This is a genomic window from Pseudomonas fluorescens (assembly GCF_902497785.1).
GTDB lineage: Bacteria > Pseudomonadota > Gammaproteobacteria > Pseudomonadales > Pseudomonadaceae > Aquipseudomonas > Aquipseudomonas fluorescens_BO.
On record NZ_CABVHK010000008.1, the window covers coordinates 233,464 to 247,288 of the forward strand.

General features: G+C 59.8%; 14 protein-coding genes and 1 pseudogene. 4 read left to right on the forward strand and 11 right to left on the reverse strand.

The window, feature by feature from the left end:
* Nucleotides 1-48: 48 nt before the first annotated feature.
* On the reverse strand, nt 49-2,379 hold the full coding sequence (katE, locus tag F8N62_RS14380) for a catalase HPII (RefSeq protein ID WP_318181501.1): 2,331 nt from the start codon (nt 2,377-2,379) through the stop codon (nt 49-51).
* A gap of 70 nt (nt 2,380-2,449) precedes the next feature.
* On the opposite strand from katE, the gene F8N62_RS14385 reads away from it, so the two are divergent.
* The 3 genes from F8N62_RS14385 (at nt 2,450) to F8N62_RS14395 (ending at nt 4,991) form a co-directional block, all read left to right on the forward strand.
* A complete protein-coding gene (locus F8N62_RS14385; protein ID WP_150711535.1) occupies nt 2,450-3,457 on the forward strand; it encodes a methionine ABC transporter ATP-binding protein in 1,008 nt (335 codons plus the stop codon).
* Nucleotides 3,457-4,131 carry a methionine ABC transporter permease gene (locus F8N62_RS14390; protein WP_057712603.1) on the forward strand — a complete coding sequence of 225 codons (675 nt, stop codon included), beginning with the start codon at nt 3,457-3,459 and terminating at the stop codon, nt 4,129-4,131. The genes F8N62_RS14385 and F8N62_RS14390 overlap by 1 nt, the downstream gene beginning before the upstream one ends.
* 89 nt (nt 4,132-4,220) lie before the next feature.
* The gene (locus F8N62_RS14395; RefSeq protein WP_150711536.1) at nt 4,221-4,991 is read left to right on the forward strand and encodes a MetQ/NlpA family ABC transporter substrate-binding protein; all 771 of its coding nucleotides are present in this window, start codon (nt 4,221-4,223) and stop codon (nt 4,989-4,991) included.
* 182 nt (nt 4,992-5,173) lie between these two features.
* On the opposite strand, the gene F8N62_RS14400 is transcribed toward F8N62_RS14395, so the two are convergent.
* From F8N62_RS14400 to F8N62_RS14420, 5 genes are read right to left on the reverse strand one after another with little or no spacing between them, the layout of a single operon-like run.
* Entirely contained in the window at nt 5,174-5,809 is a 636-nt protein-coding gene (locus F8N62_RS14400) for an SCO family protein (protein ID WP_150711537.1), read from the reverse strand.
* Nucleotides 5,806-6,705, reverse strand: coding sequence for a heme o synthase (cyoE, locus tag F8N62_RS14405; protein WP_150711538.1), 900 nt, complete (start codon nt 6,703-6,705; stop codon nt 5,806-5,808). The genes F8N62_RS14400 and cyoE overlap by 4 nt, the downstream gene beginning before the upstream one ends.
* Nucleotides 6,693-7,772 (reverse strand): COX15/CtaA family protein, encoded by a 1,080-nt coding sequence (locus F8N62_RS14410; RefSeq protein ID WP_150711539.1) that lies wholly within the window; start codon nt 7,770-7,772, stop codon nt 6,693-6,695. Before F8N62_RS14410 ends, cyoE begins: the two co-directional genes overlap by 13 nt.
* Before the next feature lie 10 nt (nt 7,773-7,782).
* Nucleotides 7,783-8,376, reverse strand: a complete 594-nt coding sequence (locus F8N62_RS14415; protein WP_150711540.1) for a hypothetical protein — start codon at nt 8,374-8,376, stop codon at nt 7,783-7,785.
* Nucleotides 8,342-9,082: an SURF1 family protein gene (locus F8N62_RS14420; RefSeq protein ID WP_150711541.1), complete on the reverse strand. Its 741-nt coding sequence runs from the start codon at nt 9,080-9,082 to the stop codon at nt 8,342-8,344. The genes F8N62_RS14415 and F8N62_RS14420 overlap by 35 nt, the downstream gene beginning before the upstream one ends.
* 70 nt (nt 9,083-9,152) lie before the next feature.
* Here F8N62_RS14420 and F8N62_RS14425 point away from each other — a divergent pair, with 70 nt between their 5' ends.
* Complete coding sequence (locus F8N62_RS14425) at nt 9,153-9,356, forward strand: twin transmembrane helix small protein (RefSeq protein WP_008152470.1); 204 nt, start codon at nt 9,153-9,155, stop codon at nt 9,354-9,356.
* Nucleotides 9,357-9,435: 79 nt separating this feature from the next.
* Here the strand turns inward: F8N62_RS14425 and F8N62_RS14430 are convergent, their stop codons facing one another.
* The 5 genes and pseudogenes from F8N62_RS14430 to coxB form a co-directional block, all read right to left on the reverse strand.
* Nucleotides 9,436-10,323 carry a cytochrome c oxidase subunit 3 gene (locus F8N62_RS14430; protein WP_150711542.1) on the reverse strand — a complete coding sequence of 296 codons (888 nt, stop codon included), beginning with the start codon at nt 10,321-10,323 and terminating at the stop codon, nt 9,436-9,438.
* A 25-nt stretch (nt 10,324-10,348) separates the two neighbouring features.
* Nucleotides 10,349-10,900, reverse strand: a complete 552-nt coding sequence (locus F8N62_RS14435; RefSeq protein ID WP_150711543.1) for a cytochrome c oxidase assembly protein — start codon at nt 10,898-10,900, stop codon at nt 10,349-10,351.
* A gap of 13 nt (nt 10,901-10,913) precedes the next feature.
* Nucleotides 10,914-11,027 (reverse strand): annotated as a pseudogene (locus F8N62_RS32165) (outer membrane lipoprotein carrier protein LolA); the annotation flags it as partial.
* Entirely contained in the window at nt 11,024-12,610 is a 1,587-nt protein-coding gene (gene ctaD, locus F8N62_RS14440) for a cytochrome c oxidase subunit I (RefSeq protein ID WP_150711544.1), read from the reverse strand. The gene ctaD and the pseudogene F8N62_RS32165, both read right to left, overlap by 4 nt.
* Before the next feature lie 82 nt (nt 12,611-12,692).
* A complete protein-coding gene (gene coxB, locus F8N62_RS14445; protein ID WP_150711545.1) occupies nt 12,693-13,820 on the reverse strand; it encodes a cytochrome c oxidase subunit II in 1,128 nt (375 codons plus the stop codon).
* Nucleotides 13,821-13,825 lie beyond the last annotated feature (5 nt).

Genomic DNA, 13,825 nt, shown 5'->3' on the forward strand with positions numbered 1-13,825 from the left:
TGGGAGCGAGCCTGCTCGCGAAGGCGTCATCCCTGACGATACCAATCCTTAAGCCGGAATCGCTTTGGCCTTAGGCTCCCGGTCCCAAACCCGATGCTGCGCAATCGCCGCGAAAAACGCCTTGGCCAATTTGGCATCCGTCCCAACGATCAACCCCGCATCAGTCTCCAGTTTCAACACATCCAACAATTGCTTGGCTTCGCCGTGCAACGCAATCGCCTTCAGATGCTTGTACGCCTCCAGCACGTAATGCAACGCCACACCGTCCCCGCTCAACGCCTTGATCGACGCTGCGCCACCCGGAACGAATACCGCATCGAACGCGATGGAGGGCATGCCTTCCATCGATGCATCCACGGGCAGCGTTTTGCCGTCAGCGGTGGTCACCGGCGCCGAAGTCGGGCCGAGCAATTTGGCGTGGGCACCTTCGGCCTTCAGCGCAGCCTTCATCGCATCAATCGCCGCACCGTCGACACCGTTGGCCGCGAGAATCGCGACTTTGCGGGTTTTGATGTCGCCCGGCAGCAAATTGGCCTGGCTCAGGGCCGGCGAGCGGTCCAAAGAAGTTTTCGGCACATCGACCGTCCCGGCTTTCGGTGCGGGCAAGCCAAGGTTCTGCGCCACGCGTTTGGCCAGCTCAAGGTCGATGTTGGCGAGGATCTCATTCACTTCGCGTGCGCGGATGTGCTCTCGCTCAACCTTGCCCAATTCGAAGCTGTAGGCCGAGATGATGTGCTCCTGTTCGTGCTTGCTCATGCTGTGGAAGAACAGGCGCGCCTGGGAGAAGTGATCGCTGAACGACTCGCTGCGCTGCCGGATCTTGTTGGCGTCGATGCGTTCCGGATAGCTTTCGAATCCGCCATCCTGCGCGGCAGCCGGAGTTTCTTTTGGCCAGCCGCCGTCGATGGAGTTCGGCTCGTAGGAGGCGCGCCCCTTGTCGATGGTCGTGCGGTGCAACGCGTCGCGCTGGCCGTTATGGAACGGTGCCACCGGACGGTTGATCGGAATCTCGTGAAAATTCGGCCCGCCGAGTCGGCTGATCTGCGTATCGGTGTAGGAAAACAGTCGACCTTGCAGCAATGGGTCATTGGAGAAGTCGATCCCCGGCACGATGTGCCCTGGGCAGAATGCAACCTGCTCGACTTCGGCAAAGAAGTTGTCGGGGTTGCGGTTGAGCACCATTTTGCCCAGCGGCGTGATCGGCACGGTTTCTTCAGGAATCAGCTTGGTCGGATCGAGGATGTCAAAGTCGAACGAGTGCTCGTTTTCCTCTTCGATAACCTGCACACCCAGTTCCCATTCCGGGTAGTCGCCCATTTCGATCGATTCCCAGAGGTCGCGACGGTGGTAATCAGTGTCTTTACCAGCGAGTTTCTGAGCTTCGTCCCAGACCAGCGAGCAGGTGCCGGTGGCAGGACGCCAGTGGAATTTCACAAAGCGCGATTTGCCCTCGGCGTTGATCAGGCGGAAGGTGTGCACGCCAAAGCCCTGCATGCTGCGCAAGCTTTTCGGAATGGCCCGGTCGGACATCGCCCAGATGACCATGTGCGCCGATTCCGGTACCAGCGAGACGAAATCCCAAAAGGTGTCGTGAGCCGAGCCGCCCGTAGGAATCTCGTTGTGTGGCTCGGGTTTTACCGCGTGCACGAAGTCAGGAAACTTGATCGCGTCCTGTATGAAAAACACCGGCATGTTGTTGCCCACCAGATCGAAGTTGCCTTCGTCGGTGAAGAACTTCACGGCGAAACCGCGAACGTCACGCACGGTATCGCCCGAACCGCGAGGGCCCTGTACCGTGGAGAAACGTGCGAATACCGGGGTTTTCTTGCCCGGATCCTGCAGGAACCCGGCCTTGGTCAGTACGGAATGGTTTTCATAGGTCTGGAAATAACCATGCGCGCCGGTGCCACGGGCATGGACGATGCGCTCGGGAATACGTTCATGGTCAAAGTGCGTGATCTTTTCACGCATGATGAAGTCTTCGAGCAACGACGGCCCGCGGGCGCCGACTTTCAAGGTGTTCTGGTTGTCCGAAACCTTCACGCCCTGGTTAGTGCGCAGGGCTTGATCGGTGGCGTCGGAACGGAATTTTTCCAGGCTATCGAGCTTGGCGTTGGTATTGCCGCGGTCCAGGGTGTCAGTCCCGGCCAGTGCGCTTTTTGGGGGGGCGGGTTTCTTGGTACTCATCAGTCGTAAACTCCTCGTTGCGTTCTCGTCCTGGCTGGACTTGTGAGCAAGGTTCCAGGCACGGCACCTGGCGGTTATCGAGTTGCTTAAGTAGTGACTTGCGCGGGTTTGCGGCGTTCCTTTTTTATGACCTTTGATCGCGTTATTGCCAAATGGAAGGATGAATGCGGAATAAATGCTAATAACCTCTATACGGACAGGCTAAAATGCGCGCCCGGCTAACCGCTGATCCTTTTCTAACGCGCCCCACAAGGTTCGCTACGTGATCGAGTTTCAAAACGTCCACAAAACCTACCGCGTCGCCGGTAAGGATATTCCCGCCCTGCACCCGACCAGTCTGACGATTGAGAACGGCCAGGTCTTCGGCCTGATCGGCCATTCCGGTGCGGGAAAAAGTACCCTGCTGCGTCTGATCAATCGCCTGGAGAATTCCACTGGCGGCAAGATCTTCGTTGACGGCGAAGAAGTCACCGCGCTCGACGCCAACAGCCTGCGCCGCTTCCGCCAACAGGTCGGGATGATTTTCCAGCACTTCAACCTGCTGGCCTCCAAGACCGTGGCCGACAACGTCGCGCTGCCGCTGACGCTCGCCGGCGAGCTGTCGCGCCGCGAGATCGACCAGCGCGTCGCCGAATTGCTGGCGCGGGTCGGGTTGTCCGATCACGCCAAAAAATACCCGGCGCAGTTATCCGGCGGCCAGAAACAGCGCGTCGGCATCGCCCGTGCCTTGGCGACCAAGCCGAAAATCCTGCTGTGCGACGAAGCCACCAGCGCCCTTGACCCGCAGACCACTGCATCGGTGCTGCAATTGCTGGCCGAAATCAACCGCGAGCTGAAACTGACCATCGTCCTGATCACCCACGAGATGGACGTGATCCGTCGGGTCTGTGACCAGGTGGCCGTGATGGACGCAGGTGTGATCGTCGAACAAGGTTCGGTGGCCGACGTGTTCCTGCATCCGAAGCACCCGACCACCAAGCGTTTCGTGCAGGAAAGCGAGCAGATCGACGAAAGCGAACAGCGCGACGACTTCGCTCACGTGCCAGGTCGCATCGTACGCCTGACGTTCCAGGGCGAAGCGACCTACGCGCCACTGCTCGGAACCGTCGCTCGGGAAACAGGTGTGGACTACAGCATCCTCGCCGGGCGTATCGACCGCATCAAAGACATCCCCTACGGGCAATTGACCCTGGCGGTCACCGGCGGAGACATGGAGGCGGCGTTTGCCCGTTTCACCGCGGCTGACGTCCACATGGAGGTGCTGCGTTAATGGAAGCCCTGACAAGTTTCTTTGCCAATATCGACTGGTTCGAAATCTGGCTGGCCACTGGCGACACGTTGTTGATGCTGGGTGGTTCGCTGCTGTTCACGGTGCTGTTGGGCCTGCCGCTGGGCGTGCTGTTGTTCCTGTGCAGTCCGCGTCAGTTGCTCGAAGCCAAAGGCATTTATGCGATGTTGTCGCTGGTGGTGAACATCCTGCGTTCGCTGCCGTTCATCATCCTGTTGATCGTGATGATTCCGTTCACTGTGTTGATCACCGGCACTTCGCTGGGCGTTGCTGGCGCGATTCCGCCGCTGGTGGTGGGCGCTACGCCGTTCTTTGCGCGACTGGTGGAAACCGCGCTGCGCGAAGTGGATCGCGGCATCATCGAAGCGACCCAGGCCATGGGCGCGACAACCCGCCAGATCATCACCAATGCCTTGCTGCCAGAAGCCCGTCCGGGCATTTTCGCAGCGATTACGGTGACAGCTATTACACTGGTTTCCTACACGGCGATGGCCGGTGTGGTGGGCGCGGGTGGCCTGGGTGACCTGGCAATCCGGTTCGGTTATCAGCGTTTCCAGACCGACGTCATGGTGGTCACCGTGGTATTGCTGCTGGTACTGGTCCAAGTGTTGCAAACCGTTGGCGATAAGCTGGTCGTACACTTTTCGCGCAAATAAGCTGTTGTCATTAAATGCATGAGCCGGCCATTCGCTGGTAGGCGCCGTCAAACGGCGTCGCAAGCGAGTACCCACAAGGAGTTAGCTGAATGAAAAAACTACTCGTCGCGTTTGCTGCTGTTGCAGCCTTTTCCGCCCACGCTGACACTCTGACGGTGGCGGCCACGCCGGTCCCGCACGCAGAAATCCTCGAGTTTGTGAAACCGGCGTTGGCCAAAGAAGGTGTAGACCTCAAGGTCAAAGTCTTCACCGACTACATTCAGCCGAACGTGCAAGTGGCCGAGAAACGTCTCGACGCGAACTTCTTCCAGCACCAGCCGTACCTTGATGAGTTCAACAAGGCCAAGGGCACCAACCTGGTGTCGGTTGCCGGCGTACACCTGGAACCGCTGGGCGCTTACTCCAGCAAGTACAAAGCGCTGACCGAACTGCCGGGCGGCGCCACCGTGGTGATCCCGAACGACGCCACCAACGGCGGCCGTGCGTTGTTGCTGCTGGCGAGGGCTGGTGTGATCAAGTTGAAAGACTCGAACAACATCCTGGCGACCGTCAAGGACATCACCGAGAACACCAAGGACCTGAAATTCCGTGAGCTGGAAGCCGCGACCATCCCGCGCGTGCTGACCCAGGTCGACCTGGCGCTGATCAACACCAACTACGCGCTGGAAGCCAAGCTTGATCCGGCCAAGGATGCGCTGGTCATCGAAGGCAGCGACTCGCCTTACGTAAACATCCTCGTGGCGCGTCCGGACGACAAGGACAGCGAAGACATGAAGAAACTGATTGCTGCGCTGCACAGCCCGGAAGTGAAAGCCTTCATTCTCGAGAAGTACAAAGGCGCGGTGGTGCCTGCGTTCTGATCGTCTGAAGCAACGAAAAAGGGGCGCATTCAAATGCGCCCCTTTTTTTGTGCTCGAAACGCCGACCTTGTAGGAGCGAGCTTGCTCGCGAAAAACATAAGGACGCCACTGAGAATCTGACTCTACGCGTTATCGTTCACGACCTTCGCGAGCAAGCTCGCTCCTACAGGGGGTCGCGTTGTTTATTTGCGGTTCAGCATCACCGGCAGCTGCGCCACCAACTTCGCGTTGTTCAACGGCGCCCGAATAAACCCGCGTTGCGTCCCGTCCGGGCCGATCACGGCCAAATTGCCGCTGTGATCAACGGTGTAGTTTGGCTTGCTGGTGTCTGCCGGAATAAACGGAATGCTCACCGCGTTGGCCAGCTTCTGAATGTCTTCTACCGAGGCCGCTGTCAGCCCCTGGAACTGCGGATCGAAGTAACCCAGGTATTGCTTGAGCTGCTTGGGCGTGTCGCGGTTCGGATCGACGCTGACCAGAATGATCTGCAACTTATCCATCACTTCCGGCGGCAGTTCGCTTTTGATCTGGCGCAGTTGCGCGAGCGTGGTCGGGCAGATGTCCGGGCAGAAGGTGTAGCCGAAAAACAGCAGGCTCCACTTGTCCTTCAGTGCGTTGACCGCCACCGGTTTGCCGTCCTGATCGGTCATCGTCACGTCCGGCAAATTGCGGCTTTGTGGCAGCAGGATGATCCCGGCGTCGATCAGCGCCGTCGGGTCACCCTGGCCTTTGCCGGACAGCACTTTGTTGATGGTCAGGCCCAGAACCAGCGCGATCAGGGCGACGAGGATGAAGACGGTTTTCTGAGTTCGAGTCATAGGTTCAACAGTAAGTAGTGGTCTACGAGCAGCGCGATAAACAGCAGGAACAAGTAATAAATAGAGTACTTGAAGGTGTTGATCGCCGCGTGCGGCCGAGTGCCACGGTACAGCACCACGGCCCATTGCAGAAACCTCGCGCCCAGCCCCAGGGCGCAAATCAGGTAAAGCATGCCGCTCATGTGAATCACGTATGGCATCAGGCTCACGGCCAGCAGTGCGAAGGTGTAAAGCAGGATGTGAACTTTGGTGTAGTGCTCGCCGTGGGTCACCGGCAGCATCGGAATGTCAGCCTTGGCGTATTCCTCTTTGCGGTGAATCGCCAGCGCCCAGAAATGCGGCGGGGTCCAGGCGAAGATGATCAGCACCAGCAACAGCGGTTCGGCACTGACGTGGCCAGTGGCGGCAGTCCAGCCGAGCAGCGGCGGGGCGGCGCCGGCGAGGCCGCCAATAACGATATTCTGCGGCGTCGCACGTTTCAGGAAACCGGTGTAGACCACGGCGTAACCGAGCAACGAGGCGAGGGTCAGCCAAGCCGTCAGCGGGTTGGTGAAAGCCAGCAACAACGCTTGCCCCAGCACCGCCAGCACCAGGGCGAACGTCAACGCCGCCTTGGGTGAAACCCGGCCTTCAGCCAACGGCCGTTTGTGCGTTCGGGCCATCACCGCATCGATGCGCCGGTCCACCACATGATTGACCGCCGCCGCACCGCCGGCACACAGGGCGATCCCCAGATTGCCGAACACCAGTACCGTCCACGGCACCCCGGCACGGGTCGCGAGAAACATGCCGACCAGCGAGGTGATGAGCATCAGCACCACCACTTTCGGTTTGGTCAGCTCCAGGTAGTCACGCCAGATCGCCTGACTGTGACGTGCGCCGATCAGAGTCGCCATGGCATCTCTCCTTTTATTGTTATGGGCCCGGCCGAATGTTTACGCGGGCTGAAACGCCAGCGCACAGGGGATTGCTGTTTGACCCGAACCAGGCTGGTTCGCGCGTGATAATTGACCAGCACCATTGTGAGCAACAGCGCCGCACCGCCGGCGTTATGCGCGACGGCGACCGGCAGCGGCAGGTGAAACAGCACGTTGCTGATGCCAAGGGTAATTTGTGCGGCGAGGGCGATCAGCACCAACCCGGCGAGGCGCGTCATGCCGACGACTTTCAATTGCCAGGCCAACCCGAGCAGCACAAGTGTCACCAGCAGCGCGCCGATGCGGTGAGTGACGTGAATGGCGGTGCGGGCATCGCTGTCCAGTTGCCCGCCGAGGTAATTGGGGCCGATGTGCTGGCTCAGGTGAAAGCCGTTGGCGAAGTCCGCCGGCGGCAGCCATTGACCGTGGCAGGTCGGGAAATCGATACAGGCGACGGCGGCGTAGTTGGAACTGACCCAGCCACCGAGGGCAATCTGCAAAATCACCAGCAGCAACCCGGCCGTCGCCCAATATTGCAAACGCCGGGGCACGGTCAGCGCTGGCAACACGCCAGACAATCGCAACGTCAGCAAAAACAACAGACTCAGCGTGGCAAAACCGCCGAGCAAATGCCCGGTCACCACTTGCGGCCACAGCTTGAGCGTCACCGTCCACATGCCGAAGGCGGCTTGGGCAATCACCACTGCCAACAGAAACAATGGCAATTTCACCGGTTGCCCCGGCTGGAGACGATGCACCCAGGCACGCCCGGCCAATACTGAAATCAGCAGCCCCAGCGTGCCGGCGAAGTAGCGGTGAATCATTTCGTTCCAGCCCTTGTGGGCTTCAACCGGCGCATCCGGAAAATGCAGTTCGGCATGGGCCAGTTGGGCTTCGCTTTTCGGCACGCTGATAAAGCCGTAGCAGCCGGGCCAATCCGGGCAGCCGAGGCCGGCGTGGGTCAGGCGGGTGTAGGCGCCCAGCAACACCACAATCAGTGCCAGCAGGGTGGCAAACAGCGCGAGGCGAAATCCAGGTTTGGCCATGACGATGCCCTTATCCGATGTTCGACAGTTTCAGCAGATGACGCAGATCGTTGAGCAGGTCCTTACCCTTCACCGTCGGGTCGTAGCGCAGCACCAGATTGCCATGGGGGTCGATGATCCATAGCTGCGGCACGGCTTGATCGCCCGTGGTCTTGCTGAACGTGGTGAGGTCCATTGGGTAGCGTTGCAACTGCGGGTATTCGCGCGTGAGCTTGGCTTCATAGTCGGCACTCAGCGGTTGCGCCGCCGCCAGTGCGTGACTGGCGCGGGATGCATCGCGACCCAGGCCGATCTGAATCTGCCGCGCCAGATACACCAGTTGCTGGCAGTCCACCGAGCAATCTTTCGGCGCGGTGACCAGCATTTGCCAACGGTCTTCCTGTGCCTGCACCCCAAGGTCGGCGCGGGTCTGGCCATTGCCGATCAACTCACCGTGATAGCTGCGACCCTCCGGCACCCAGAACTGCAACTTGTACATGCCGGTGGCGAGGATCATCGGACCGATGACCCCGAGCACGATCAACAGCAACTGCAAGCGACCCTTGCGCCGGTTCGCCGGCGTTTTCGCCTCAGACATGCTGGGTGGATTCATGGCCGCTCCCATGGTGTTTCTCCTTTGCGTTGTGCCAACCGAGGTAGATAAACAAGCCAAGCAGGGCGATCGACATGGCGAACCACTGCACGGCATAAGCGATGTGTTTTTCCGGGCCCATGGCGACGACGGGCCAATCGGCCTGGTAAGTCGCGGGAGCGTTTTCTGCGCGCAGTTCGTATGCAAAACCCTCACGATCCAGCGCCGTCCAGAGTTTCGACGGCTCGACCGCGGTGACCAACTGAGGCCAGGTTGTAGCGCTCGGGTCGGCATGCAATTGAAAGGTCGCACCGGGTGAAACGTAGACCCAGGCATCAAGGCTCTGCGCCTGAGTCGGCGTGGTGAATTGCGGCGGCGTGCGCCGGTCTGGCCACGGCAGCCAGCCGCGATTGACCAGCAGCCACAAGCCGGTCGCCTGATCGTGGAACGGTTGCAGCAGCTCGACGCCCACCTTGCCGTCGCGTTGGCGGTTATCCAGCAGCAGACTGTGAGCGGCATCGAACTGGCCGCGCAGGTGAACGCGGCGAAAGGCGAGGTCCTCGGTGTGCAGCAGTGCGCTACTGGCCATCGGTTCGGCGGCACGGCGCTCGCTGTAGGTTTGCAGCAGCGCGCTTTTCTCCGCCCCCCGTCCCAGTTGCCAGAACCCGAGCGACACCAGCAGCGGCAGCAAAAGTGCGACCACCAGCGTTGGCACGACGCCCGGGCGAAAGCGCTTCATGGCGTCGCCAGAAAGTCGGTCATCGCGATAGCTATACTCAAGTGCATCGCCTTTCCCCCGGAGTTTCCCCATGCTCAAAGCAGCCATCGTCCTGATGCTGATTGCCACGGTTGTCAGCCTGTTCAGCGGCCTGTTTTTTCTGGTCAAGGACGACAGCAGCTCGAACCGCCTCGTCATTGCCTTGAGTGTTCGTGTAGCCCTGGCCGCCATCACCGTCGGCTTGATCGCCTGGGGTTTTTTCAGCGGCCAGCTGGTGTCGCACGTGCCCTGGTAGCTGTAGGAGCGAGCTTGCTCGCGAAGGTGTCTCAATCGAAATCAACGTGTCTGACACACCTTCGCGAGCAAGCTCGCTCCTACAGTACGTAGACGAAAACGAACAGCCCGATCCACACCACGTCCACGAAGTGCCAATACCAACTCGCTGCTTCGAAGCCGAACTGGTGCTCGTTGTCGAAGTGCCCGCGCATGACCCGCATCAGCATCACAAACAGGATGATGGTGCCCATGGTCACGTGGGCGCCGTGGAATCCGGTGAGCATGAAGAACGTCGCGCCGTAGATACCCGAGCCCAGGGTCAGGCCCAGCTCCTGGTAGGCGTGCACGTATTCTTCGGCCTGGAACCCGAGGAACGCGCAGCCCAGCAACACAGTAATCGCCAGCCAGATTTTCAGCGCGCCGCGATGGCCCTTTTTCAACGCGTGGTGGGCGATGGTCACCGTCACGCTGGAACTCACCAGTAACACCGTGTTGAGCAACGGCAGACCCCACGGGCTGATGACGTCCTTGGGGGGTGGAAAGAGCTTCGAGTCAGGGTTGTTCAGCAACGGCCAGACAAATTCGAAGTTCGGCCAGAGCATGTGAGCCAGGCCTTTGGCGCCTTCTCCGCCGAGCGCTGGCCCCGAGACTTGTCGCACATAAAACAGCGCACCGAAAAACGCGATGAAAAACATCACTTCCGAAAAGATGAACCAGCTCATGCCCCAGCGGAATGAGCGATCCATCTGCGCGCTGTATAAGCCGCTACGACTTTCCTTGATCACCGTGCCGAACCAGCCAAACAACATGTACGCCAGCAACAGGCCGCCGACGAAAAAGATCAGCGGGCCGTGGGATTCCGGCCGCGCAGCTTTCAGATCGTTGAACCAGGTGGCCAGGCCGAACACGGTGACGAACATGCCGACCGTGGCAATGATCGGCCATTTGCTCTGGGCCGGTACGTAATAGTGCTCATGAGTTGCCATTTATTGTTCTCCTTATCGGGCACGCTCAGCCGCCAGTGTTTACAGCCACCGGCGGATGTCGGGCGGTGATATCGAACAGCGTGTAGGACAGCGTCAGGTGCTTCACATCCTTGGGCATGTCACGGTCAACGATGAACCGAACCGGCATCTCGATCCGTTCGCCGGGCTGCAGCACTTGCTGGGTAAAGCAGAAACATTCGGTCTTGTGGAAATACGCGGCGGCGTTGCTCGGCGCGATGCTTGGCACCGCTTGCGCGCTCATCGGCCGGTCGGTCGGGTTGTGCGCGATGAAAACCATCTCGTTCACCGCGCCCGGGTTGGCGGTCAGCTCATCGCTTTTGGGGTAGAAATCCCAGGACATGTCGGCGGAGTTGGTCGAGAGAAACTGCACGCGGATCTGCCGCGAGGTGTCGACGATCTGCTCGCCTTCGTATTGCCCGGCCGTTTTGCCATTGATGCCGAACACCTTGCACATCACGTCATAGATCGGCACCAGGGCAAACCCGAAGGCGAACATCGCCACCACCACCAATAACAGGCGGGTGACCAGCTTCTTCATCGAAATCGAGTCAGCCATGATTTTGATCCCCTGTAGGAGCGAGCTTGCTCGCGAAAAACCTGAGAGCGCCACGGGGTGTCAGGCTCCCAGCGTTATCGTTGGCGAACATCGCGAGCAAGCTCGCTCCTACAGTGAGGCGTTTCATTTCACTTCCGGTGGGGTAGTGAAGGTGTGGTACGGCGCCGGTGACGGAATGCTCCATTCCAGGCCTTCCGCCCCATCCCACGGTTTGGCCGGTGCCGGCGGGCCGCCGCGAATCGTCTTGATCACGATGAACAGGAAGAAAATCTGCGTCGCACCAAACATGAACGCACCGATCGACGACACCATGTTGAAGTCGGCGAATTGCAGGTTGTAGTCCGGAATGCGCCGCGGCATGCCCGCCAGACCCACAAAGTGCATCGGGAAGAACGCCATGTTCATGCCGATGAACGAGAGCCAGAAGTGCAGCTTGCCGAGGGTTTCGTCGTACATGTGGCCGGTCCATTTCGGCAACCAGTAGTAGGCCGACGCAAAGATCCCGAAGATCGCTCCCGGCACCAGCACGTAGTGGAAATGCGCGACCACGAAGTACGTGTCCTGGTACTGGAAATCCGCCGGGGCGATGGCCAGCATCAGCCCGGAGAAACCGCCGATGGAGAACAGAATCACAAACGCCACCGCGAACAGCATCGGCGTCTCGAAGGTCAGCGAGCCTTGCCACATGGTGCTGGCCCAGTTGAACACCTTCACCCCCGTGGGCACCGCGATCAGTAGCGTGGCGTACATGAAGAACAACTCGCCCACCAGCGGAATGCCGACCACAAACATGTGGTGCGCCCAGACGATGAACGAGAGGAACGCGATGCTCGCCGTCGCATAAACCATCGAGGTGTAGCCGAACAGCGGTTTGCGCGAGAAGGTCGGAATGATCGAGCTGACGGCACCGAAGGCCGGCAGAATCATGATGTACACCTCGGGGTGACCGAAGAACCAGAACACGTGCTGGAACAACACCGGATCACCGCCACCGGCAGCACTGAAGAAGCTGGTGCCGAAGTGGATGTCCATCAGCATCATCGTCACGCAACCCGCCAGCACCGGCATTACCGCGATCAACAGGAACGCAGTGATCAGCCAGGTCCAGACGAACAGCGGCATTTTCATCAGCGTCATGCCGGGGGCGCGCAGGTTGAGGATGGTGGCGATCACGTTGATCGCGCCCATGATCGAACTGATCCCCATCAAGTGGATGGCAAAGATGAAGAACGTCACGCTCTCGGGCGCATAGGTCGTGGACAGCGGCGCGTAGAACGTCCAGCCGAAGTTCGGCCCGCCGCCCGGTGTGAACAGCGTCGACACCAGCAGGATGAATGCCGCCGGCAACAGCCAGAAGCTGAAGTTGTTCATCCGTGGCAGGGCCATGTCCGGCGCGCCGATCATTAACGGAATCATCCAGTTGGCGAGGCCGACGAAGGCCGGCATCACCGCACCGAACACCATGACCAGACCGTGCATGGTGGTCATCTGGTTGAAGAACGCCGGTTCGACGATTTGCAGCCCCGGCTGGAACAGTTCGGCGCGAATCACCATCGCGAAAGAACCGCCGAGCAGGAACATGGAAAACGCGAACCACAGGTACAACGTGCCGATGTCCTTGTGGTTGGTGGTCAGCACCCAACGCATCAGGCCTTTGGCGGGACCGTGGGCGTGGTCGGCATGACCATGGTCATCAATGACGGCGCTCATGGCGTGTCTCCTGCAAACAGATGGGCTGGGCAGGCCGGGGCGCGCTGCCCCGACCGGTTCCTTACGTGCGCAATAGACCGGGTCATTTGCTTTCCGCCTGTTTCATCTCCAGCACTTCTTTTGGCGTGACCATGTCGCCTTTGTTATTGCCCCAGGCGTTACGTTCGTAGGTCACGACCGCCGCGATATCGACTTCCGACAGTTGCTTGCCGAACGCCGCCATCGAGGTGCCAGGCTTGCCGTGGAAGACAATGCTCAGGTGACCTTCTTTCGGCCCGGTGGCGATTTTCGAGCCTTTGAGCGCCGGGAACATCGGCGGCAGGCCCTGGCCTTCAGCCTGGTGACAGGCCACGCACGTGGTGTGATAGACCTTGTCGCCGCGCTCCTTGAGTTCTTCGAGGGTCCATTCCTTGCTGGTCAGCTCTTTGAGTTGCAGGGCTTCGGCCTTGCGTTCACCCAGCCATTTTTCGTAATCGGCCTTTTCCTTGACCTCGACCACAATCGGCATGAAGCCGTGGTCCTTACCGCACAACTCGGCGCACTGGCCACGGTAGATGCCGGGCTTGTCGACGCGGGTCCAGGCTTCGTTGACGAACCCCGGGATGGCATCGCGCTTGACCGCAAAGGCCGGCACCCACCAGGAATGGATGACGTCGGCGGAGGTCACCAGGAAGCGCACCTTGGCGCCAATCGGCAGCACCAGCGGCTTGTCGACCTCGAGCAGGTAGTGCTCGCTCTTGGCTTCCTTGTTGTGAATCTGATCGGCGGGCGTGGCCAGGTTGCTGAAGAACTCAACGTCCTGGCCCAGGTATTTGTAGTGCCACTTCCACTGATAGCCGGTGACCTGGATATCAATATCCGGCTCACTGGCGTCGTACATCTTGATCAGCGTCGCCGTCGCGGGAACCGCCATGGCCACCAGAATCAGGAAGGGCACGATGGTCCAGAGGATTTCAACGGTGGTGCTTTCATGAAATTTTGCAGCCACCTGCCCGGTCGAGCGGCGGTGGAGGATCATCGACCAGAACATGGCGCCGAAGACGATGACGCCGATCACTACACAGATCCAGAAAATGGTCATGTGCAGGTCAAATACTGCGTGACTGATTTCAGTCGCTCCCGGCGCCATATTCACAGTCCAGGCAGCTTGCGCCTGGCTGAAAATCGACCACAACAGGAGGCCCATCCAGACGTGTGGATGTCGCATCATTGCGG